The sequence below is a fragment of the Sphingomonas glacialis genome, from assembly GCF_006439055.1.
GTDB classification, from domain to species: Bacteria; Pseudomonadota; Alphaproteobacteria; order Sphingomonadales; family Sphingomonadaceae; genus Sphingomonas; species Sphingomonas glacialis_A.
Map to the genome: position 1 here is coordinate 261,085 of NZ_RCZC01000002.1, position 19,449 is coordinate 280,533.

Consider the following 19,449-nt stretch of genomic DNA (forward strand, 5'->3'; position numbering starts at 1 on the left):
AACGCCCGACGGCCGCTATTTCGTCGTGCGCGGGCGGCTCTGGCGCAAGAGCAACCCCGCGCTCGACGAAGCGACACGCGCAGGCTTGGTGCACGATCTGATGGCGGCCCGCCGCGCTGTCGGAGCTGCCCTTAGAAGCCATGACGAGACCGCCGAGCGATCGGCGCGAGCGGCGGTCGATGCCGCAAAGCACGCGCTCGGCGAACGCGGGCCGGTGTGGTGGGACGACGGCGCGCCCGATTACAACCGGCATATGGCGCACAACACGCCCTACGCCGCGTGGTTCGCCGCGCTCAGCTAGACCGACGCTTTCGCGCGGGCTTGTCGGAAAGCTCGATCCAGACCGGCGCGTGGTCGCTCGTCTTCTCCCACCCGCGCACATCGCGATCGACCTGCGCATCGACCAACCGCCCGGCGAGCGCCGGGCTCAGCAGCAGATGGTCGATCCGCAAACCGGCATCGCGGCCATAGGCGTTCCGGAAATAGTCCCAGAAGGTGTAGATCGTCTCGTCGGGATGCAGCGTGCGCAGCGCATCGGTCCACCCCTGCCCCGTCAACTTTGCGAACGCCGCGCGGATTTCAGGCGCGAACAGCGCATCGTCAACCCAGCGTTCGGGCTTATAGACGTCGCGCTCGGTCGGCATGACGTTGAAATCGCCCGCTAGCAACACGGGCAGTCCGGATTCGAGCAAACTCGCGGCATGCGCGATCAGCGCGTCGAACCAGCGCAGCTTATAGTCGAACTTCGGCCCCGGCCGCGGGTTGCCGTTGGGCAGATAGAGACCGCCGATCAGAACGCCGTTGACCGCCGCCTCGAGATAGCGGCTCTGCGCCGGATCGGGATCGTCGGGCAGTCCGCGGCGCGTCTCGTGGATCTCGCCGACCCGGCTGAGCAGAGCGACGCCGTTCCAGCTTTTCTGCCCATGCCAGATCGCGTCGTAGCCGAGGTCACGGATCGCAGCTTCGGGAAATTTGTCCTGCGGGGCTTTCAGTTCCTGCAGCACGACGACATCGGGCGCGCTTTCCGCGAGCCAGCGCAGCAGGACGGGCAAGCGCCCGTTGACGCCGTTGACGTTGTAGGTTGCGATCTTCACGCCGCAGCGCTGGACGGGCGATCCGAAACCGGGGCAGGCGCGACCGCCCGCGTCACCATCGCGCGCACATCGACTCGCGCCTTGAGCCGCGCCGCGAGCAGAGCCGTCCCGCTGATCTTGCGCTGGACGAACAGCGTGTCGATCGGGGGGACGTGCCACGTGTCGCGATCCGCCGCAATCGCCATGCCCTGCTCGCGAAGCACCCCGACGAACGCGCGATCGCCGAAGTCGAACGGGCCGGTGCGGTTGAGCTCGACCAGGATCACGTCGATCATCCGATCGACGAGCGCACCGTGACGCGCCACCGCCGCGTCCCCGAGGAATCCGGCGGACACCGCTGCTGCGCGCACCCCGGCATGGTCGCCCGCAAGCCCCGCTTCGAGCAACTGCCGATAGCCTTGCGCCGTCTCGGGTGCGACGGCGCGGGTCGCGCCAAAATCGAGCAGCACGAGCTTTCCCGTCGTCGGCTGGTAGCGATAATTGGCGAAGTTCGGGTCGGTCTGCATCAGGCCGAACTCGAACAGTTCGCGCAGCACCAATGCCATCAGCGATTCCATCGCAACGTCGCGGACGCCTTGCTCGGCCTCGACCAGCGACTCGATCGCCACACCCTCGACGAAGCTCATCGCAAGCACGTCGCGGCCGCTGAACTCGCGATCGAGCGTGGGCACGACATAGGCCGGGCTGTCCGCCAGCAACGCACCGAAGCGCGCGAGCTGCTCGCCCTCGCGGACATAATCGGCCTCTTCGTGGAGCTGGCGCTTCGCCTCGGCGAGCAAGGGCGCGATATCGATCGTCTTGGGCAGCGCGCCCGACACGCGCAGCAGCGTCGCGACATTGTCGACGTCCGAATCGATGCTGTCGCGCACGCCCGGATATTGCACCTTGATCGCGAGATCGCGTCCATCGGGCGTCCGCGCGCGGTGGACCTGGCCGATCGACGCCGCGGCGAGCGGCCCGGCATCGAAACGCGCGAAGCGGCGGCGCCAATCCTTGCCCCAGTCGCGCGCAAGCACCTGCTGGAGCTGCGCGGGGGGCATGTGATACGCATTGTTGCGCAGCCGCGCGAGAATTTGCGAGAGCTCGGGCGGAAGGAAATCGCCCGAATCCATCGAGATCATCTGCCCGAGCTTCATCGCCGCGCCGCGCAGATGCGACAGCTGATCGGCGACGCGCCCGACATTGGCCGGGGTCAGCAGCAGGTCGCTCATCCGCGGCCGCTGCCCATCGGCGATCCGGCGTGCCCCCTCGGCGATCACCCCGCCCGCGACGCCGCCGGCCAGGCGCCCGAACACCCCGAGCCGCGCCATGCGTCCACTGGGGACGGATTTTCCGTTCGAATTGCGATCGTCGGTCATGGGTCGGCCCTTACCAAAATCTGCTGCCCGGCACGCCCTTGAACGGCCCGGCAAAGGCAGACGTGATCCACCCGCCATAAAAGCCGCCGGGCTGCGGGGTGACCGTCTCGCCATCGACGCTGCAGCGATCGAACGGCGCCGCGTAGAAGGCGATATGATCCTTGAGCATCGCGAACTCGCGCGTCGGACTCAGGTAGCTCCAGCCTACGCTCGGCAGGACCTGCCCGTCGATGACGACGTCCCAATAGGTCGCAGCGCCTTTCCACTCGCAGAACGAACTCCCCGCACCCCGCCGCAGCGCGCTTTCGCGGATGTCGGCGCGCGGGATGTAATAGCTCGGCGGGTGGCTCGTCTCGAGCGTGCGGACGCTCGCACGCGTATCGGCGAGCACCATGCCGCGGTGCTCGATCACGACATGCGCCGGGCTCGGCTCGGCGATCGCCGGGCGCGGGAACGACCAGACGCTTTCCTGGCCCGGTTTCGGCGGGATCGGCTCGGGTGTCATTGGCGCTCCAATCGCAAGGCCAGCCGCTGCAGCCGCGGGCGCGCCCGCAGGAACAGGCGATAGCCATATTCTAGCATTGTCAGCACGAAGCGGTTGCGGGCGAGCAGCCCAAGCGGCCGCAAAACCGGGATCGCGCGCCACATCGCCGCGAACGCGGCGGCGCCCGACAGCAATCGGTCGCCTTCGCGCGCATGGAAGCGGGCCAGCAGATCGGCGCGATCGATCGGGCATGCCGCCGGACCATCGCCGGAAATATCGATGAACGCGATCCGTCCCGCGCGGTCGAGCCGCTGCAGGCCCGCAATCTCGCGGCGACAGAGCGGGCAGCCGCCGTCGAACCACACGGTAACGCGCGTCGAATCGGAGGCTGCTTCACGGTCCATGCGACTGCATAACGCGAAACCAGGCGGATCGGGCGCACAGATCCATCATAGCAAAGCCGCTAGCTACGAGCTCCGGCGCGGCCCTGTCGCTTACCCGTCCGACCCGTCCATCCGATGCTTGATACAAATCTAGCAGAAAAGCCGGTGCGAGAGCGGCACTCCCACGACGCTTGCGGGTTGGGGGCAAAAGGAGATTTGCCGTGACCGAGACGACACGCCGCCAGATGCTGACCGCCGCCACCTTGGGGACGGCGGCCGTGCTCGGTGCGACACCCGGCATCGCCGCAGAGGCGCAACCCAAGCCCGCCAAGCAAAACCCGCGCGACAAATACCCCAAGCCGCCGTTCGAACCGCAGCGCCAGCCCTGGCCCGGCCTCGCCAGCCAGATGAAGCCGCGTCCCGACCATGGCGAGACGAGCTATATCGGCAGCGGACGCCTGCGCGGCCGCAAGGCGCTGATCACTGGTGGCGATTCGGGCATGGGGCGTGCCGCCGCGATCGCCTTTGCGCGCGAAGGCGCCGACGTCGCGATCAACTATCTGCCCGCCGAGGAAGCCGATGCCCGCGAGGTGGTCGACCTGATTCACCGCGCCGGCCAGAAGGCCGTCCCGCTCACCGGCGACCTGCGCTCGGCGCCGTTCTGCCGGCAACTCGTCGATCGCGCGGTCAGCGCCCTCGGTGGTCTCGACATCCTCGTCTGCAACGCCGCACGGCAACAGTCGATCGCCTCGATCCTCGACGTCACCGACGAGGAATTCGACCAGACGATGAAGACGAACATCTATGCGCCGTTCTGGATGATCAAGGCGGCGGTGCCGCACATGGAGCCGGGTTCGGTGATCATCGGCACCACGTCGGAACAGGCGTACGACCCATCGCCCGATCTCTATGCCTATGCGCAAACCAAGGCGGCGACGATGAACTACGTCAAGTCGCTCGCCAAGCAGCTCGGCGCGAAGGGCATCCGCGTCAACGGCGTCGCGCCCGGGCCGATCTGGACGCCGCTCCAGGTCTCGGGCGGCGCGTCGCAGGGCAAGCTCGTCACCTTCGGCGCGACCACGCCGCTCGGCCGGCCGGGGCAGCCAGTCGAACTCGCCGGGATCTATGTGCGGCTTGCCGAAGACGATGGCAGCTTCACGACCGGCAACATCTACGGTGCCGGCGGCGGTCAGGGTCAGCCATGAGCAAGGACCCCGCACTGCGCACCCCTGCCCGCCTCCTCGCCCTTGCGCTCGGTGTCTGCGTGCTCAGTCCTGCGATCGCGCAGGAAACCGGATCGCGTCAGACGCGCGACTTCGTCCAATCGCTCGCGCAATCCGACACGTTCGAGATCCTCGCGGCGCAAAGCGCCCTCGCGCAAAGCAGTGACCGCGACGTCCGCGGGTTCGCGCAGATGATGATCACCGATCATACCGCAATGGATCGCCTGCTATCCGACAGCGCGGCAAAGGCCGGGCTGGCGCCGCCGGTCAAGGCGATCGGTGCCGATCAGGCGCTGCTGTTGAACGGCCTCGGCGGGCTGACCGGCCCGGAGTTCGACAAGACCTATCTCCAGCAGCAGGCGCTGGCGCATCGCTCGGCGCTCGCCGAGGCACAGACCTACGCGGCATCGGGCGACAACGCCGTGATGCGGTCGGTTGCAAAGACGGCGGCCCAGGCCATTTCCGCGCACGTCGCGATGGTCGAGCCCGTGCTTGGCAAAGCGGCGGCTCGGTAGGACGGTTTCAAAACTCTCACCAGGCAATTAGTCCGAGTCGGGACTATTCGGCTAACTATCGCGTCTCATTGCTCTATTTTAATGGCACAAGTTGGAGGCACGGGCGCGATCAGCTATGATTTGCGAGCCACGCCAAAGAAAGCTTTCGATCATAATATCCTATAGATCTGGGGTCATTTATGTCGTGATTATCAAGAAAGGACGACGATAAGCCCCAAATCTGCTATTATACGCTAATGAAACGGCTGGCTGAAAATGCTGAAAATGGGCTTTCGCTCTTCATGCTGCGACCGCCATGCAGAGATATGGTCGTCCACTTTACCCAAGGACGCGCTCACGTGGGCAGACCGGTGCGCACCAGGGCCGCGGGCGGGCCGGGCATAACGCCCTCCCCCAATTCCCGACGCAATGGGATCCGGCGTCCGATCTCGCCACTGCCGGCACGTGGCGAGCGGCCGCAGCGGCAGTGAGGCGACACGCATCATGTCAGACCATCTCGACGCCGACTTCGACCTGACGATTTGCGACCGCGAGCCGATCACGCGGCTCGATCAGATCCAGGACTTCGCTTTTCTCATCGCGATGACGAACGACTGGACCGTGGTGCGCGTCTCGTCGAACACCCACGACTTTCTGGCGGTCAGCCCCGAGCAGTTGCTCGGTTCGCGCTTCGATATCTGGTTGACCAAAGCAGCGTTGCACAAGATCCGGACACGCGTCGCGCTCCTCGCCTCGACCGGCAGCGAACGCCTGTTCGGCCTCACGCTCGTTCCGGGGATGCCGCCACTCGACGTCTCGATCCATTTCCAGGAGGATCTGCTGATCGTCGAAGGCGAGTTCTCGCAAAAGACCGACGAGCCCGAAGTCGCCTCGATGGTCCGGGCGATGGCAGCGCGGCTCGCCAAGGCGAATACGTTCGAGAAATTCCACACCGATGCCGCACGCCAAGTGCTGGCGATCTCGGGTTTCGACCGCGTGATGATCTACCGTTTCGACGAAGAGGGCGCCGGCGAGGTCATCGCCGAATCGACCCGCGCGGGCATTGAGAGCTTTCTCGGGCTCCATTACCCGGCGAGCGATATCCCGCAACAGGCGCGTGCGCTCTACCTGCGCAACCCGTTCCGGATCATCTCCAACGTCGCCGACACCCCCGTCGCGCTGCTTCCGCCGATTGATGCCGTGACGCCACCGCTCGATCTCTCGATGGCGGTCAGCCGCGCAGTGTCGCCCGTTCACATCGAATATCTCGTCAACATGGGCGTCGCCGCATCGCTGTCGATCTCGATTATCGTCGAGGGGCGGCTGTGGGGCCTGATCGCCTGCCATGCCACCGCCCCGCGGCTGCCGAGCTTCGTCCTGCGGACCGCCGCCGAACTGTTCGGCGCGATGTATTCGCTGATGCTCGAAAGCCGGCAGCGCCACGGCAGCGGCGAGGACGAACGCAAGGCGCGGCTGCTCGCCGACCGTTTGATCGCGATGATCGCGGGCGACGAAACGCTGCTTCGCAATGCGCAATGGCTGCAGGACATGACGCGCGACGTGATCGAATGCGACGGGATCGCGATCCATGTCGGCGGAACGACCCACAGCCACGGCGCCACGCCGTCAGAGCAACAGATCGCAATCCTGGCACATCACCTCAACGGAGCCTCACCCAGCCGCGTCTTCATCACCGATTGCCTTGCGGAGATTCATCCGCCGTGCGCCGCGACCGCCGACCAAGCGGCCGGCATGATGTCGATCCCGATCTCGCGCTCCCCGCGCGATTATATTCTGTTGTTTCGGCGCGAACGGCTAAGTCAGATCCGCTGGGGTGGCGACCCCGCCAAATTCCAGAGCGCGGACGGCGGCACGCCCCGGATCTCGCCGCGCCGGAGCTTCGAGGCCTTTGTCGAAGAGATCCGCGGACGCTCGGCACGCTTTTCGGATCGCGAGCAGCGAATGGGCGAAGCGATCCGCCAGGCGCTGATCGAAGTGATCCTGCGCTATTCCGATGCCGCGATCGTCGAGCGACAGCGCGCGGCGGAACGGCAGGACCTGTTGATCGCCGAACTCAACCACCGCGTCCGCAACATCCTCGCGCTGATCCGCGGCCTGATCACCCAGACCGGCGGCGCCAGTCCCGCCATGGCGCGTTATACCAAGGCGCTGGGTGGCAGGATCCAGGCGCTCGCGCGCGCACACGACCGGATCACGCGGCAGAGTTGGGGACCGGCCCCGCTCGCCGGCGTGTTCGAGGACGAGTTCGCCGCGCATCAGGGGACGAAGGAACGGCTTTCGCTGGCGGGGCCCGCGGTGCTGCTTCAACCGAAAGCGATTTCGACGATGGCGCTGGTGATCCACGAACTGGTCACCAATTCCAGCAAATACGGCGCGCTGTCGATGACCGGATCGGTCGACGTTACGATCGCCATGGTCGATGGCGAGGGGATCCATCTGCACTGGCGAGAAAGCGGTGGCCCGCCGGTGGCGCCACCGACCCGCCGCGGCTTCGGCTCGGTCGTCCTCGAACGCGCGGTTCCGTTCGATCTTGAGGGAACCGCAGACCTTCATTTCCGGCCGGGCGGGATCGAGGCGGACTTCTTCATCCCGCAGCAGCATGTCTTCGTCCCGGACGATGTCGCTGCGTCCGATCCGACTCCCGCCCGCCCCCCCGCCCGGCCCTCCTCCCCGCCCGCCGAACTCGCCGCGCCGCCGCCGGAAGCCGTGCCGGCGCTAGCATCCGATGCGCCGCTTCGCGGGGCGCTGGTGCTGCTGGTCGAGGACAACATGCTGATCGCACTCGAAGCCGAGGACATGCTGCGCTCGCTCGGCGCGGCCGAGGTGTTCGTCGCGCCCACGCTGGTCGATGCGGAGCGACTGATCGCGGCGCATCGCTTCGCGTTCGCGATGCTCGATATCAATATCGGGCGCGGTACGAGCTTCGAACTCGCCACGAAGCTCAAGAGGTCCGGCACGCCGTTCATCTTCGCCTCGGGCTATGGCGACGAACTCGCACTCGGACGGCGTGCCTCGGAGGAGGTGGTGATCCAGAAACCCTATGAGCGCGACCATCTGCTGCGCGCGGTCCACTGGGTGCTGCGCGATGCCGCTGCCGGGCCGGGCAGCGCCGAGCGGGATTGACCCCGATCAGGTTGCTGTCGCTTGCTCCAGGCGTCGCGTGACCGCATGGAGCGGCGATGACCTTTCGCCACGCCCCAGCCCGTCCGTTTCCGCGCCTGCGCGCGCTGCTCTTCCTCGCGCTCGCGACCCTGCCCGGCGCCGCGCTCGCGCAGGAACCCGCGCAGGGTGATCCGTCGCAAGGCACCGGGCCGCTTCCCGCCAATGTCGCGCCGAACCCAACCCCGATCTGCACCGATCGCCCGACCCGCGCGAGCGTCGCCTGCACCGTTCCCGCAGGCGCCTTCCAGCTCGAGACCGACCTGATCGACTGGACCCGCCAGACGCTCGACGGGGTTCGCACCGATACGATCCTCTACACCAACCCGACGCTCAAATACGGCGTCGGTCGCCACACCGACGTCGAGGTCAATATTGCGCCGTATGAAACCGTCCGGACGCGGATGGAGGATGGCAGCGTGACGACCGATAGCGGCGTCGGCGATCTGTTCGTGCGCGTGAAGCAGAAGCTGACGGTCGATCGGTCGAAGACGCAGGTCTCGGTGATCGGCTCGGTCAAGGCGCCGACCGCGGGATCGCGGGTCGGCAACGGCCAGTGGGAGGGCAACCTCGCGCTCCCGGTCAACATCCCGCTGCCCGCCAAATTCACGCTGACCACGAGCCCGGAAGTCGACATTGCCGCGAATCAGGGGGACGTGAACGGCTACCATCTCGAACTCGTCAATCTGATCAACCTGTCGCACCCGGTCGGCAAGAATGCGACGGTCTATGCCGAATTCTGGACGAAGGAGAGTTTCGAGCCGCGCCAGAACGGCCAGCAATATTCCGCCGATCTCGCTGCATCGTATCAGCTGACCAAGACGCTCCAGCTCGATGCCGCGGCCTATATCGGGCTCAACCGCGAGACGCCGGGGCTGCAGCTCTATACCGGTCTATCGACGCGCTTCTGAAGCAGGATCAGCGCGACTCTGCGCGCTCGTCTGAAGATGCGCCATGATTGAATGGGGCGGGTCGCCGCAAGACCGCGGCGGCATGCCTCTCCGCGAGGCTATGCAGCGGACACGCCCTACGGGTTTACCCGTATGGCGACAGCCCCTCGAACCGGCGAGGAGCAGAGCGTCGGTCGCCGGATCTCGCGCGCTTCCGCGCGGGGCCGCCGTCCAGGCAGATGGCCCTATCGGGCGCTTCCGGAGACGCGCATGTCCGATCCCCTTTCGCTCAAACAGGTCGCTGCTATCCACGCCTATTGGCGCGCGGCGAACTACCTCTCGGTCGGGCAGATCTATCTGCGCGGCAATCCGCTGCTCGAGCGGCCGCTCACTCTCGCCGACATCAAGCCGCGCCTGCTCGGCCATTGGGGCACGACGCCGGGGATCAACTTCGTCTATGCGCATCTCAACCGGCTGATCGTCGCGAACGGTCTCGACATGATCTACATCATCGGGCCGGGGCATGGCGGACCCGGCCTCGTCGCCAACGCCTATCTCGAGGGCGCGTATACCGAACATTATCCCGCGATCGAGCGCAGCCGCGGCGGGATGGAACGGCTGTTCCGCCAATTCTCCTGGCCGGGCGGTATCCCGAGCCACGTCTCGCCCGAATGCCCGGGCTCGATCCACGAAGGCGGCGAGCTCGGCTATTCGCTCGCGCACGCATACGGCGCGGCGTTCGACAATCCCGGCCTGATCGTCGCCTGTATCGTCGGCGATGGCGAAGCCGAGACCGGGCCGCTCGCGACCAGCTGGCACAGCAACAAGTTCCTCAACCCGGCGCGCGACGGCGCGGTGCTGCCGATCCTGCATCTCAACGGCTTCAAGATCGCCAATCCGACGATCCTCGCGCGGATCGGCAAGGACGAACTGACTGACCTGCTGCGCGGCTATGGCCACGAACCCTATTTCGTCGAGGGCGACGATCCCGAGTTGCTCCACCAGGCGATGGCCGCGACGCTCGACACGGTGCTGCGCAGGATCGAGACGATCCAGGCGGAAGCCCGCGCCACCCCCGCCACGCCGCCTACCCGTCCGCGCTGGCCGATGATCGTGCTCAAGACCCCGAAGGGCTGGACCGGCCCCAGGACGGTCGATGGCCTCCCGGTCGAAGGAACGTGGCGCGCGCATCAAGTCCCGATCGCCGACTTCAAGAAGCCCGAGCATCTCGACCAGCTCGACGCCTGGATGCGCAGCTATCGCCCGGCCGAGCTGTTCGACGCGGCGGGCAAGGTGCGCGAGGAGATTTCCGCGCTAGCCCCGACCGGGCATCACCGGATGAGCGCGAACCCGCACGCCAATGGCGGCGCGCTGCTCGAACCCCTGTCGCTCCCCGACTTTCGCGATTTCGCGGTCGCGCTCGACGTCCCCGGCGCAGTCGAGGCCGAGGCGACGCGCGTGCTCGGCCACTATCTGCGCGAGGTCATGCGGCTCAATCTCGACAGCCGGAACTTCCGCCTGTTCGGGCCCGACGAGACCGCCTCGAACCGGCTCGATGCAGTCTATGACGTCGCGGGCAAGGCGTGGATGGGCGAGGTCGAGCCGATCGATATCAACCTGAGCCCCGACGGGCGCGTGATGGAAGTGCTCAGCGAACATCTCTGCCAGGGCTGGCTCGAGGGCTATCTGCTCACGGGCCGGCACGGCTTCTTCTCGTGCTACGAGGCCTTTGCCCACATCGTCGATTCGATGCTCAACCAACATGCCAAATGGCTCAAGGTCAGCCGCCAGATCGCATGGCGTCGGCCGATCGCGTCGCTCAACTATCTGCTGACGTCGCATGTCTGGCGGCAGGACCATAATGGCCTGTCGCATCAGGATCCGGGCTTTATCGACCAGGTCGCCAACAAGACCTCGGACATCGCCCGGGTCTACCTCCCGCCCGACGCCAATTGCCTGTTGTCGGTGGCGGACCATTGCCTGCGCAGCCGCGACTATGTGAATTTGATCGTCGCGGGCAAGCAGCCCGAATGGCAATGGCTCGGCATCGAGGAAGCGGTGCGGCATTGCACCGCAGGGGCCGGCATCTGGCACTGGGCGGGCGTGCAGGACGACGACCCTGACGTGGTCATGGCATGCGCGGGCGACGTCCCGACGCTCGAGGCGCTGGCGGCGGTCATGCTGCTGCGCGAACAGGTGCCCGATATCCGCATCCGCTTCGTCAACGTGGTCGATCTGATGGTGCTCGAGCCGAGCAGCGAGCATCCGCACGGGCTCGACGACCACGCCTTCGATGCGCTGTTCACCACCGACACGCCGGTGATCTTTGCCTTTCACGGCTTTCCCGCGACGATCCACACGCTGACCTATCGCCGCACCAACCACCGCAACATCCACGTCCGCGGCTTCAAGCAGGAGGGCACGACGACGACGCCGTTCGACATGGTCGTGCTCAACGATCTCGACCGTTATCGCCTCGCGCTCGACGCGATCGAGCGGATCCCGCGCCTTAAGGCGCAGGTTCCGGCGGCGCGCGATCGCTATTGGGCGGCGATCGAGCGGCACAAGCTCTACATCGCCGAACATGGCGAGGATCTGCCTGAGATCCGCGACTGGCGCTGGTCCGCGTGAGCACTTCAGGGGCAACGATCCTGACCTTCAACGGCGGATCGTCGTCGCTCAAGTTCGGTTTGTTCCGGGTTGCCGATGCGACTACCGAGCCCTTGCTGACCGGCGAGATCGAGACCGAGGGCGGCGGAGCGGTTCGGCTGCACGCGGCAACGGCCGCGGGACGCTGGCATGTCGATCATTCGCTCGGCCAAGCCGCGCCGGAGACGTGGACCGGCCATGTCGTCGCCCTGCTCGATCGCACCGAACTACCCGCCCCGATCGCAGTCGGGCATCGCCTCGTCCATGGCGGCCCGGATCTGCTCGCCCCAACGCGGATCACCGACGCGGTGCTCGACCAACTCGAGCGCGTGCGCAGCTTCGCCCCCGTCCATATCCCCGCCGCGCTGGCGACGATCCGCGCCGCGCGCCGCCATTTCCCGCACTGTCCGCAGATCGCCTGTTTCGACACCGCCTTTCACGCGACGATGCCGGCGGTGGCGAGCACGCTGCCGCTCCCCAAGACGCTGCGCGACCAAGGGCTGCGGCGCTACGGCTTTCACGGCCTGTCGTGCGAATCGATCGTGCGTCAACTCGGCAAGGATGTACCCGAGCGTCTGATCATCGCACATCTCGGCAATGGCGCGAGCGTCACCGCGGTGCGCGCCGGCCGATCGGTCGACACCAGCATGGGGCTTACCCCGACCGGCGGCCTGATCATGGGGCGCCGCACGGGCGATCTCGACCCCGGCATCCTGCTCCATCTGCTGCGCGACGGCGGTTACACGGTGGGAACCCTCGCCACGCTGGTCGATCGCGAAAGCGGGATGCTCGGCATCTCGGGGGTCGACAGCGATCTGCGCCGGCTCAACGCTGCAGCCTCGGCCCAGCCCGCCGCCGCCCTCGCGATCGCGATGTTCGGGCACTCGCTCGCCAAGATGCTCGCCGCGATGACGTGTTCGCTCGGCGGGGTCGACATGATCGTCTTCACCGGCGGCATCGGCGAGCATGATGCCGGCGTCCGCGCGACCGCCGCGGATGCGCTCGCCTGGATGGGCGTTGCGCTCGATCCTGCCCGCAACGTCGCCGGCGTGACAACGATCAGCGGCGCCGCCTCGCGCGTCGCGCTGCGCGTGCTTGCCGCGCAGGAGGATGCCCAGATCGCGCTCCACAGCGCGGCGGTGCTAGACGCCGCGCAAAGCGCCTCAGTCGGCGGCTAGAACGGGCCCGTCGAGCTCACGCACGAGCGCGCGCGCCTGGCCGCGGACTTCGTCGAGGTGACGCCGACCCCAGGCTGGCTCCATGTCCGACGTGATATGGCCGAAATGCACGTGCCGCGACGGCAGCATCGCAAAGGCATGTTCGATATAATGATCGAACGCCTGCGTCAGCGCGCGCAACTGGCCCATTTCGTCGAGCCAGATCTCCTTGAGCCCCGAGGTCGTGAAGCTGAGCAACTGCTTGCCCGCCAGGACGCCCTTCGCCGTGCCTTCATACACCGCATCGGGCAGCACCCCGGTCCCGAGCACGCGCTCGACATAGCCCTTGAGCATCGCCGGCGGCCCGCCGAACCAGATCGGATAGACGAGCACGAACACGTCGGTATCCTTGAGGATCGCGAGTTCCTCGCTGACGTCGGCGAACTGCCGTTCGTCTTCACCCGGACGTTCGATCGACTTGAGCACGGGATGGAACCCCATCGCGTAGAGATCGCGCACGATCACCTCATGGCCATGCTCGCGCACCGTCGCGCAATAGGCCGCCGCAATCGCCGCGTTGAAGCTGTCCTGCTCGGGGTGGCAAAGGATGACGACGTGACGCGGCGGCTTGGAACGAGTGTCAGGCATGCGAAATCTCCTTGCCCTAGCGATACGCCGCGCCGCTGCCCGGCGCGCTCCGGGATCTTACGTAGAACACTTCCGCCGGGCTCAGTGGCCGAGCACGAGCGGGACCGCGCAATGGCCGAGCATCCGCTTGGTCACGCCGCCGAACGTCTCGAGCAGGCGGCCGTGCGTGTAGCCGCCCATCACGATATAATCGCAATTGAACCGCGCGCATTCGGCCTCGATCAAGCGGTCGGGGGCTGTCAGGCCGTCGTCGATCGTCTTGACGGTCGCATAGATGCCGTGGCGTGAAAGATATTCCGCGGCCTCGGCCGGCTCAGTGCGCTCGCTGCCGTCGCGCGCCATGAAGATCTCGACCGCGTCGGCCAGCGCGAGCAGCGGAACGCACGCGCGCAGCGTCGCCGCCGCCGATGCCCGACCATCCCAGGCGACCAGCGCGCGTCCGATCGCGAAGCGCGTCAGCGTTTCGGGCACCGCAACGATCGGCGTGCGCGAATGCATCAGCACGCGCCCCGCCACGTCGCGCATATCGGGGTCGCGGTCATCGGTGAGCTTGCGGCTCAGCACGATCAGGTCGGCGAGCTCGGCGGCCTCGAGCACCGAATCAGCGAGCGTCCCGGTGGCATCGATCCAGTTCCAGCGCACGTCTTCGCGCGCGAGCCGCGCCACCAATTCGGTCTTGTTCCCAGCCTCGCGGGTGCGTTCGTCCTCGAGCAGGCCGACCGCGGCGATGCCGTAATAGTCGCCGTTGATCGATGCCGGCACGACGACATCGACGCACGAGAGATGCCCGTCGAGCGCGCGCGTCAGGTCGAGCGCGGCCTGCAGTCGCGATTCCTGCCCGGTATCGTCATGCACAAGCAAAAGAACGTTTTTCATCGCCGCCTCCCTTGATGGTGCGCCGACGCTATTGGGCGACCGTCTCGGCCGCTATCGGGATTGATACGGATAGGGGCTGGCGAACGTCCCGCTGGTGCGCTGCATTCGTGTCGAGCACGACGACGCGCTCGCACAGCGCGGCCAGCGCCGGGCGATGGCTCACCAGCAGCAGGCCCTGCCGCGTCATCGCGAGCCGGGCGGTCAACCGCGCGAGGATCACCTCCTCGGTCGCGCGATCGAGTCCTTCGCTCGGTTCGTCGAGCACCAGCCACGGCGCCGGACGCAGATAGGCGCGCGCGAGTGCAAGCCGCCGACGCTCGCCGCCCGACAGGCGCGCGCCATTCTCGCCGATCCAGCTGTCGAGACCATGCGGCAAGGCGCGCACGTGGTCATCGAGCGCGGCGTCGTGCAGCGCGTCCCAGAGCGCGGTGTCGTCGGCATCGGCGCAGCCTAGCAGCAGATTGTCGCGCACCGTGCCCGACAACAAAGCCGCGTCCTGTGGCGCCCAGGCGAACAGATCGCGCCGGTCGGCCGGGGCGAGGTCGGCAAGGTCGTAATCGTCGAGCCAGATCTGTCCGCGGTCGGCCGCGCGTAACCCGAGCAACGTCTCGACCAGGCGCGTCTTGCCGGCCCCCGAACGACCGGACAGGTGAACCCGCGTCCCGGGGGCCAGCGGGCTATCGGATTGCGCCAGGCGGATCGACGGACGCACCGACGCCGACCCCCGCGATACCGGCGGTGCCTCTTGTTCGAGCAACCCACCAAGTCGCGCTTCGGCCTCGCGGACCGCGCCGCGCTGCGCGATGCGGCGCACCAGCGGCGCGGCCCCGTCGATCGTCATCGCGGCAGCGAGCGCGCCCAGCGCGACGATCGCCGCACCATGCTCCCGCGCGAGGACGGTGACCGCACCTGCCGCGAGTGCAATCGCCACCGCCTGCGCCAGTTCGAACCAGCCGAGCGCCGCCGTCTGCGTGGCAACGGCCTCGCCCAGCACATCGCTCCGCGCGCCGATCCGCGCCGCGGCCCATCCCTCGAGATCGTAACAGCGGAGCTCGGCAGCGGCGGCGGCATGCGCGGCAAGCTCGTCCTTCAACGCTCCGGCAGCGCGCTGCACGGCCCGACCGGGTTCCTCGAGGCCGCGCGCAAGCCGGTCGGCGACGAGCAGCAGCACACCGAGACAGGCGAGCACCGCCAGCGCCGCCGCACATCCGCCCAGAACGGCGAGGCAGGCGCCCGCGACCGCTGCCGCGGCGAGGCCCCACGGCGCCGATGCCATTGCGAAGCGCGTCTCGATCACGCCGACATCCTGGACGATCCGCGCGGTCGCCTCGCCGGTCGAAAAGCCGAGCGCGCGCGACACCGGGGCGGCCGCGATCGCGCGGAAGAGAGCCGGGCGGATCCGCGCCAGCGCGCCGAACGCCGCCTCGTGGCTCGCGAGCCGCTCGCCGTAGCGCGCCCCCGTCCGCACGATCGCCAGCAGGCGGATCGCGGCGCTCGGCAGCATATAGTTGAAGCCCTGCACGACGATCGGCCCGGCGAGCCCAGCGATCGCCGCGGCGGTGATGAACCATCCCGACAGCCCGAGCAGCAGGACCGACGCCGCGCTGACGAGTGCGGCATAGCCGGCCGCACGCGCCAGCATCGACCGCTGGCGGCGGCGCTGTTCGGCGAGCAGCACGGCGAGCGGGGTCATGCGCGTGGTTCCAGCGATACGATCCGGTCGGCGATCGCCGCCAGCACCGCGCTGTGCGTCGCGATCAGCGTGGTGCTGCCCCGGCAGGCGGCACGGATCGTCTCGACCAGCGCGGCTTCGCCCGCCTGATCGAGATGCGCGGTCGGTTCGTCGAGCAACAGGACCGCACTCGGCTTGAGCAGCGCGCGCGCGAGCGCGATCCGCCGGATCTCGCCCCCCGACAATCCCCCGCCGCGCGCATCGATCGGCGCATCGAGCCCGCGCGCAGCGAGCATCGGCCCAAGTCCCGCGCGAAGCGCCGCCTGCTCGATCTCGTCCGCCGTCGCGGTGGGCCAGGCGAGCGCGATATTGGCGCGCAGCGTCGCCGGGATGATCAGCGGTGTCTGGCCGACCCATGCGGACGCCGCGGCAAGCGAGATCTCCGCGCCGAGATCGACGCCGTCGATCGTCACCCGCCCCGCGCTGAGCGGCGCAAGCCCGAGCAGGAGGTGCAGCAGACTGCTCTTCCCGCTCCCCGACGGGCCGACCACCGCGACGATCTCACACGGGGCGATATCGATCGAGACATTGGCTATCGCAGGGGCATCGCTCCCGGGATAGGCGATCGCAACGTCCGTCAGGGTAATCCGCGGCGCCGTCTCGGGCGCAAGCGCTGCAACCGTCACGCCCGGCGGCGCGAACAGCACGTCGGGAAAGCGCTCGACCGCCGTCTGTGCGGCCTGCTTGTCGTGATAGGCTGCCGCCAGCCGCCGCATCGGCAGATAGAATTCGGGCGCCAGCGCGAGGACGAAGAAGGCGCGCGCCAGATCGAGCTTCTCGGGAACCGGGAAGGGCAGCAAGCCAAGCAGGTTGAACCCGGCATAGACCGCGACCAGCGCGACCGACAGAGCCGCGAAGAATTCGAGCGACGCCGAGGACAGGAAGGCGACGCGCAGCACGCGCATCGTGCGCAGCGCAACATCGTCTGACGCGGTGCCGAGCCGCTCGGCCTCGCGCTGCTCGCCGCCGAACGCGAGCAGGATCGGCAGTGCGCGGATACGGTCGGCGAACAGGCCCGACAGCCGCGACAGCGCACCGAACTGCCGCCGCGATTCCTCCGCCGCGGCGCCGCCGGCGAGGATCATCGCGGCGACGAACGGAATGAGCGTTATGCCGAGGATCGCGGCCGCGATCGGGCTGGCGATCGCGGTCACGGCGAGCACCAGCAGCGGCGCCAGCGCACCGGCGGACCGCGCCGGGAGGAAGCGCGCGACATAGCCGTCGAGCGCTTCGACCTCGTCGACGCAGGTCGCCAGCAGCGTGCCCGTCGTCGCGCGTCCGCCCGGCGCGCGCGCCAGCAGATCGGTGACGAGCGCGGCGCGCACCCCGCGCTTGGTCCGCTGCGCCGCCTCCGCACCGATGCGCGCCGCGAGCAGCGCGCAGCCGCCGCGCACCATCCCGGCGGCGACGACCAGCACGACCCATGGCAACAGCGCGCCCCAGCCCGCCGCAACCTGCACCACCGCGCCGGAGATTCCCGCAGCGAACCCGATTCCCGCCAGCGTGTCGCCGACCAGCAAGGCCGTCGCTGGCCAAAGCCGCGCAGCGGGCGGCACGATCCGCGCGAGACGCTGAACGGCGTCGAGGGGATCGGGGCGGGCGGAGATCGAGCGCATGGCGGCGGGGTAGAAAGCGCCGTCGCGCCGGCGAATACGTAATACCCCGTAGCGGCGCCGCGGCACCGGCTCCGTATAGACCCGTATGGCGCATCCGCGCGCCGCCGTGCTTCGATGTGTGCGGCAAAGGAACGAGTCGATGATGAAGCGCGCATCCCCATCCCCACGATCGGTCGCGTCCGCTCGATCGATCGCCTCGCGCGCGTCCAGCCTGCGAAGCGTGCGATGACCTGCGCCACCGACGCCGACCCGGCCGACCTTCGCCACGTCGTGATCCTTGGCACGCCGAGCCCGAGCAGTTTCACCCATGCCGTCGCCGAAGCCTATTGCGCCGAAGTGCGCGAATGCGGCCAGGCGGCGGACCTGCGCGATCTCTATGCGATGGGGTTCAAGCCCCTGCTCAGCAATGCCGAGCGTTCGACCGCGCCGAACCATCAGCGCCCATCCGATGTCGCCGCCGAACTTGCCGTGCTCGACGGCGCCGCAGTGATCGCGCTCGTCTATCCGCTGTGGGTCGGGATGCCGCCCGCGATCATCAAGGGCTATATCGATCGGGTGTTCGGCGCCGGTTTCGACCAGGCCGCGCTGTGCCCCGATGAACCGATATCGCCGTTCACGGGCAAACGCCTGCTCAGCTTCAGCACATCGGCGTCGACCCGGCCGTGGCTTGAAGAACACGGTCAGTGGACGTCGATTTGCCAGGGGATCGACAGCTACCTCTCCTCGGTCTTCGCGCTCGTCGATGGCGGGCATGTCCATTTCGACTCGATCGTCGAAGGGGTCTCGGCGCAATATGTCCGCCAGTGCCTGTCCGACGTCCGCGAAACCGCCCGCCGCACCTGCGCCGCCGTCCTCAGCGAGCGCCATGCGCGCCGCAACGAGGCGCGCCGCGTGCTGCTGGCCAGCTGATTCCGTCACCGGGCCACACCATCCGATGCCGCTCATCCCCCACGATCAGCCCGATACCGTCGCGCAGGATGGCGCCGCTGGCGCCCCCGGTCTAAGCTCGCCTGGGCGGCACGGAGTTGCGCAAGTGGCAGAACACAGACTCGTCCACATCGTCGATGATGAGGAAGCGATCCGCCGGTCGGCGAGCTTCATGCTCAAAACCTCAGGGTTCCTCGTCGAAACCTGGGCGTCGGGCGTCGAATTCCTTAAAGCGGCGCGGCATGCGGAGATGGGGTGCGTCTTGCTCGACGTGCGGATGCCCGAGATGGACGGACTCGAGGTCCAGCAGGCGATGCTCGAGCGCGGCATCGCGATGCCCGTCGTCGTGCTGACCGGGCATGGCGATGTCTCGATCGCGGTGCGGGCGATGAAGGCGGGCGCGATCGATTTCATCGAAAAGCCCTTCAGCAAGGCGGTCCTGCTCGAGGCGCTCGCGGCCGCTTTCGAGCGGATCGACCGTGCCGAGACCGAGGCGGTCCGTGCCGCCGGCGCGGCGGTCGCGATCGGCGGGCTGACGGTGCGCGAGCGCGAGGTGCTGGCGGGTCTCGCGAACGGCCTGCCCAACAAGACGATCGCCTATGATTTCGGCATTTCGCCGCGCACGGTCGAGGTCCACCGCGCCAATATCATGACCAAATTGCACGCGCGCAGCCTGTCCGAGGCGCTGCGCATCGCATTTGCCGCAGGGTTGGGCGGTCCTACGAGCTGACGTCCGCG

17 protein-coding genes are annotated in these 19,449 nt (G+C 67.8%); 9 read left to right on the forward strand and 8 right to left on the reverse strand.

Annotated features, from left to right (window positions below):
* Window positions 1-25 precede the first annotated feature (25 nt).
* A complete protein-coding gene (locus tag EAH76_RS05055) occupies window positions 26-301 on the forward strand; it encodes a hypothetical protein (protein ID WP_241659563.1) in 276 nt (91 codons plus the stop codon).
* On the opposite strand, the gene xth is transcribed toward EAH76_RS05055, so the two are convergent.
* The 4 genes from xth to EAH76_RS05075 are packed head-to-tail and all read right to left on the reverse strand — an operon-like array spanning window position 294 to window position 3,340.
* The gene (gene xth / locus EAH76_RS05060) at window positions 294-1,094 is read right to left on the reverse strand and encodes an exodeoxyribonuclease III (RefSeq protein ID WP_140848847.1); all 801 of its coding nucleotides are present in this window, start codon (window positions 1,092-1,094) and stop codon (window positions 294-296) included. The two genes, EAH76_RS05055 and xth, sit on opposite strands and share 8 nt — an antisense overlap.
* Window positions 1,091-2,452, reverse strand: a complete 1,362-nt coding sequence (locus EAH76_RS05065; protein ID WP_140848849.1) for an ABC1 kinase family protein — start codon at window positions 2,450-2,452, stop codon at window positions 1,091-1,093. The genes xth and EAH76_RS05065 overlap by 4 nt, the downstream gene beginning before the upstream one ends.
* Before the next feature lie 10 nt (window positions 2,453-2,462).
* Entirely contained in the window at window positions 2,463-2,957 is a 495-nt protein-coding gene (locus tag EAH76_RS05070; protein WP_140848851.1) for a DUF427 domain-containing protein, read from the reverse strand.
* Complete coding sequence (locus EAH76_RS05075; RefSeq protein WP_140848853.1) at window positions 2,954-3,340, reverse strand: thiol-disulfide oxidoreductase DCC family protein; 387 nt, start codon at window positions 3,338-3,340, stop codon at window positions 2,954-2,956. Before EAH76_RS05075 ends, EAH76_RS05070 begins: the two co-directional genes overlap by 4 nt.
* 224 nt (window positions 3,341-3,564) lie before the next feature.
* On the opposite strand from EAH76_RS05075, the gene EAH76_RS05080 reads away from it, so the two are divergent.
* The 6 genes from EAH76_RS05080 to EAH76_RS05105 all read left to right on the forward strand — a co-directional run bounded on the left by EAH76_RS05080 (window position 3,565) and on the right by EAH76_RS05105 (window position 12,933).
* On the forward strand, window positions 3,565-4,524 hold the full coding sequence (locus EAH76_RS05080) for an SDR family oxidoreductase (RefSeq protein WP_140850366.1): 960 nt from the start codon (window positions 3,565-3,567) through the stop codon (window positions 4,522-4,524).
* Window positions 4,521-5,057 carry a DUF4142 domain-containing protein gene (locus EAH76_RS05085; RefSeq protein ID WP_140848855.1) on the forward strand — a complete coding sequence of 179 codons (537 nt, stop codon included), beginning with the start codon at window positions 4,521-4,523 and terminating at the stop codon, window positions 5,055-5,057. The genes EAH76_RS05080 and EAH76_RS05085 overlap by 4 nt, the downstream gene beginning before the upstream one ends.
* 483 nt (window positions 5,058-5,540) lie before the next feature.
* Entirely contained in the window at window positions 5,541-8,180 is a 2,640-nt protein-coding gene (locus tag EAH76_RS05090; protein WP_140848857.1) for an HWE histidine kinase domain-containing protein, read from the forward strand.
* 56 nt (window positions 8,181-8,236) lie between these two features.
* Window positions 8,237-9,127, forward strand: a complete 891-nt coding sequence (locus tag EAH76_RS05095) for a transporter (RefSeq protein ID WP_140848859.1) — start codon at window positions 8,237-8,239, stop codon at window positions 9,125-9,127.
* A 249-nt stretch (window positions 9,128-9,376) separates the two neighbouring features.
* A complete protein-coding gene (locus EAH76_RS05100) occupies window positions 9,377-11,737 on the forward strand; it encodes a phosphoketolase family protein (RefSeq protein WP_140848861.1) in 2,361 nt (786 codons plus the stop codon).
* Window positions 11,734-12,933: an acetate/propionate family kinase gene (locus tag EAH76_RS05105; protein WP_241659564.1), complete on the forward strand. Its 1,200-nt coding sequence runs from the start codon at window positions 11,734-11,736 to the stop codon at window positions 12,931-12,933. The genes EAH76_RS05100 and EAH76_RS05105 overlap by 4 nt, the downstream gene beginning before the upstream one ends.
* Here the strand turns inward: EAH76_RS05105 and EAH76_RS05110 are convergent.
* The 4 genes from EAH76_RS05110 to cydD all read right to left on the reverse strand — a co-directional run bounded on the left by EAH76_RS05110 (window position 12,919) and on the right by cydD (window position 17,784).
* On the reverse strand, window positions 12,919-13,560 hold the full coding sequence (locus EAH76_RS05110) for an NAD(P)H-dependent oxidoreductase (protein ID WP_140848864.1): 642 nt from the start codon (window positions 13,558-13,560) through the stop codon (window positions 12,919-12,921). The two genes, EAH76_RS05105 and EAH76_RS05110, sit on opposite strands and share 15 nt — an antisense overlap.
* A gap of 81 nt (window positions 13,561-13,641) precedes the next feature.
* Window positions 13,642-14,436 (reverse strand): universal stress protein, encoded by a 795-nt coding sequence (locus tag EAH76_RS05115; protein ID WP_140848866.1) that lies wholly within the window; start codon window positions 14,434-14,436, stop codon window positions 13,642-13,644.
* 28 nt (window positions 14,437-14,464) lie between these two features.
* Window positions 14,465-16,129, reverse strand: coding sequence for an amino acid ABC transporter ATP-binding/permease protein (locus EAH76_RS05120; RefSeq protein WP_140848868.1), 1,665 nt, complete (start codon window positions 16,127-16,129; stop codon window positions 14,465-14,467).
* The gene (gene cydD, locus EAH76_RS05125; RefSeq protein ID WP_140848870.1) at window positions 16,126-17,784 is read right to left on the reverse strand and encodes a thiol reductant ABC exporter subunit CydD; all 1,659 of its coding nucleotides are present in this window, start codon (window positions 17,782-17,784) and stop codon (window positions 16,126-16,128) included. Before cydD ends, EAH76_RS05120 begins: the two co-directional genes overlap by 4 nt.
* A 114-nt stretch (window positions 17,785-17,898) precedes the next feature.
* On the opposite strand from cydD, the gene EAH76_RS05130 reads away from it, so the two are divergent.
* Complete coding sequence (locus tag EAH76_RS05130) at window positions 17,899-18,693, forward strand: NAD(P)H-dependent oxidoreductase (protein ID WP_241659565.1); 795 nt, start codon at window positions 17,899-17,901, stop codon at window positions 18,691-18,693.
* Between the two features lie 124 nt (window positions 18,694-18,817).
* The gene (locus tag EAH76_RS05135) at window positions 18,818-19,441 is read left to right on the forward strand and encodes a response regulator transcription factor (protein WP_140848874.1); all 624 of its coding nucleotides are present in this window, start codon (window positions 18,818-18,820) and stop codon (window positions 19,439-19,441) included.
* Window positions 19,442-19,449: the final 8 nt, after the last annotated feature.

Excerpts from the sequence above, each read along its gene's own strand:
- EAH76_RS05080 (WP_140850366.1), top strand. The coding sequence starts at position 3,565 with ATGCTGACCGCCGCCACCTTGGGGACGGCGGCCGTGCTCGGTGCGACA.
- EAH76_RS05065 (WP_140848849.1), bottom strand. The coding sequence starts at position 2,452 with ATGACCGACGATCGCAATTCGAACGGAAAATCCGTCCCCAGTGGACGC.
- EAH76_RS05070 (WP_140848851.1), bottom strand. The coding sequence starts at position 2,957 with ATGACACCCGAGCCGATCCCGCCGAAACCGGGCCAGGAAAGCGTCTGG.
- EAH76_RS05100 (WP_140848861.1), top strand. The coding sequence starts at position 9,377 with ATGTCCGATCCCCTTTCGCTCAAACAGGTCGCTGCTATCCACGCCTAT.
- EAH76_RS05110 (WP_140848864.1), bottom strand. The coding sequence starts at position 13,560 with ATGCCTGACACTCGTTCCAAGCCGCCGCGTCACGTCGTCATCCTTTGC.
- EAH76_RS05130 (WP_241659565.1), top strand. The coding sequence starts at position 17,899 with ATGTGTGCGGCAAAGGAACGAGTCGATGATGAAGCGCGCATCCCCATC.
- EAH76_RS05120 (WP_140848868.1), bottom strand. The coding sequence starts at position 16,129 with ATGACCCCGCTCGCCGTGCTGCTCGCCGAACAGCGCCGCCGCCAGCGG.
- EAH76_RS05085 (WP_140848855.1), top strand. The coding sequence starts at position 4,521 with ATGAGCAAGGACCCCGCACTGCGCACCCCTGCCCGCCTCCTCGCCCTT.
- EAH76_RS05115 (WP_140848866.1), bottom strand. The coding sequence starts at position 14,436 with ATGAAAAACGTTCTTTTGCTTGTGCATGACGATACCGGGCAGGAATCG.
- EAH76_RS05075 (WP_140848853.1), bottom strand. The coding sequence starts at position 3,340 with ATGGACCGTGAAGCAGCCTCCGATTCGACGCGCGTTACCGTGTGGTTC.
- cydD (WP_140848870.1), bottom strand. The coding sequence starts at position 17,784 with ATGCGCTCGATCTCCGCCCGCCCCGATCCCCTCGACGCCGTTCAGCGT.
- EAH76_RS05095 (WP_140848859.1), top strand. The coding sequence starts at position 8,237 with ATGACCTTTCGCCACGCCCCAGCCCGTCCGTTTCCGCGCCTGCGCGCG.
- EAH76_RS05090 (WP_140848857.1), top strand. The coding sequence starts at position 5,541 with ATGTCAGACCATCTCGACGCCGACTTCGACCTGACGATTTGCGACCGC.